Here is a 2,244-nt window from a genome sequence, read left to right on the forward strand (position 1 = left end):
ATGTTAGATATTGTACCAGTACCAATATTACCAAAAGCATCTACTGAACGTGAAGTAAATAACTTTAATAAATATCCAATAATTCTTCAGCAAAGTGAGGAAGATTGTGGAGCAGCTTGTTTAGCTTCTATTGCCAAATATCATGGTCGTAATTTAACAATTAATCGGATCAGAGAAACGATAGGTACTAATCAACAAGGAACTACATTATTAGGTTTAAAACAAGGTGCAGATACTATCGGTTTTAATGCTAGATCTGTGAAAGCTAATCCAGGAATTTTAAATAAAATTGAACAGGCTCCTTTACCAGCAATTATTCATTGGCAAGGTTATCATTGGGTAGTTTTGTATGGTAAACAAGGGGATAAATATGTAATTGCTGACCCTGCTATCGGGATTCGTTTTTTGTCTGAAAAAGAATTAGCTGAAGCTTGGGAAGATTGGGTTTGTTTATTAGTAGAACCTGACCCAAAACGCTTTTTTTCTGAGGCTGATGAAAAGGTAAGTAGTATTAGCAGGTTGGTGAGACGAGTTTGGTATTATCGTCAAATTATTATTCAGGTATTTCTGTTAAATATTGTCTTAGGTTTACTTTCTATTGCTTCTCCTTTTTTGGTGCAAATTCTGACTGATGATGTGCTAGTTAGGGGTGATTTTCAGTTACTTACTAGCGTGGTAATTGCTGTAATTGTGATGAATATTTTTAGCAGTTGTCTGGAATTAGTTCAATCTAATATGATTGCTCATTTTGCCCAACGTTTGGAGTTAGGATTAGTCATGGAGTTTGGCAGACAAATTTTACGTTTGCCATTGAATTATTATGAGACGCGACGTAGTGGTGAAATTGTTAGTAGGCTGACAGATATTAAAGAGATTAATCAGTTAGTTTCCCAAGTAATTGTGAGTTTACCTAGTCAATTTTTTATTGCTTTGGTTTCTTTGATTGTGATGTGCCTATATAGTTTTTCCTTGACTATAGTTGCTGTTTTTATGGCAGTAGTTATGACTTTATCAACTATTGCTTTGTTGCCGATATTACAGCAAAAAACTAGAAATTTATTTGCTTTAGAAGCAGAAACTCAGGGTGTTTTGGTAGAGACTTTTAAGGGAGCAATGACTCTGAAAACTACTTCTAGCGCTCCTCAGTTTTGGGAAGAATATCAAGGTAGATTTGGCAAGTTGGCTAATTTGAGTTTTAGAACTACTCAGATTGGGATTGTCAATGATGTATTTTCTGGTTTAGTTAGTAATATTGGTAATATTTTTCTGTTATGGTTTGGCAGTAATTTAGTCATAGCTGAACAATTAAGTATTGGTCAGTTATTGGCTTTTATTGCTATGAATCAATATGTGTCAACTTTGGTTAGTACATTAGTGGGATTGATGGATGAATTGGCAAAAGTTCAGACTGCTACGAGACGACTTTCAGAAGTAATTGATTATCCTGCTGAAACTGATGAAAAACATCAAAAACCAGAAGCTAAAATTAAGGATAATGCGGATATTATTTGCTCTAATATTAGTTTTCACTACGCTGGGAGAATTGATTTATTAGAAAATTTTTCTGTGAGGTTTCCTGGTGGTAAATCTATTGCTTTAATTGGTGAGTCTGGCTGTGGTAAAAGTACGGTTGCTAAATTAATTGCTGGTTTATATCCTGTGCAGTCTGGTAATATTCAAATTGGTATTTATAATTTACAAGATTTAGATATAAATTCTCTGAGAAAACAAATTGTATTAGTTCCTCAAGATGCTCATTTTTGGAGTCGTTCAATTATTGAAAATTTCCATTTAGCTGCCCCGGGTGTAACATTTGAACAAATCGTTCAAGCTTGTCAAATTTCTGGAGCAGATGAATTTATTAGTCGTTTACCTGATAAATATCAAACTGTTTTAGGAGAATTTGGAGCGAATATTTCTGGCGGACAAAGACAGCGTTTGGCAATAGCAAGGGGTATTGTTAATGACCCGCCTGTATTAATTTTGGATGAGTCAACTTCAGGTTTAGATCCAATTGCTGAGTCGGAAGTTTTGGAAAGTTTATTATCTTATCGTCGCGGAAAAACTACTATTTTTATTAGTCATAGACCGAGGGTAATTAGTAGAGCTGATTGGATTATTTTATTGAATCATGGGCAATTAGAATTGCAAGGTTCTCCGGCATCTTTAAGGGCACAAAATGGGAATCATTTAGATTTTTTGAATCCTTAAAGGAGAGTGGGGGAGTAGGGGAGTAGGGGAGTA

1 protein-coding gene is annotated in these 2,244 nt (G+C 34.7%); it reads left to right on the forward strand.

What is annotated here, in order from left to right:
* On the forward strand, window positions 1-2,211 hold a 2,211-nt coding region (locus tag AFK68_RS00960), incomplete at its 5' end, for a peptidase domain-containing ABC transporter (RefSeq protein WP_094670916.1).
* Between the last annotated feature and the right edge of the window lie 33 nt (window positions 2,212-2,244).

It is taken from the genome of Hydrocoleum sp. CS-953 (genome assembly GCF_002260545.1).
Lineage (GTDB): Bacteria > Cyanobacteriota > Cyanobacteriia > Cyanobacteriales > Microcoleaceae > Trichodesmium.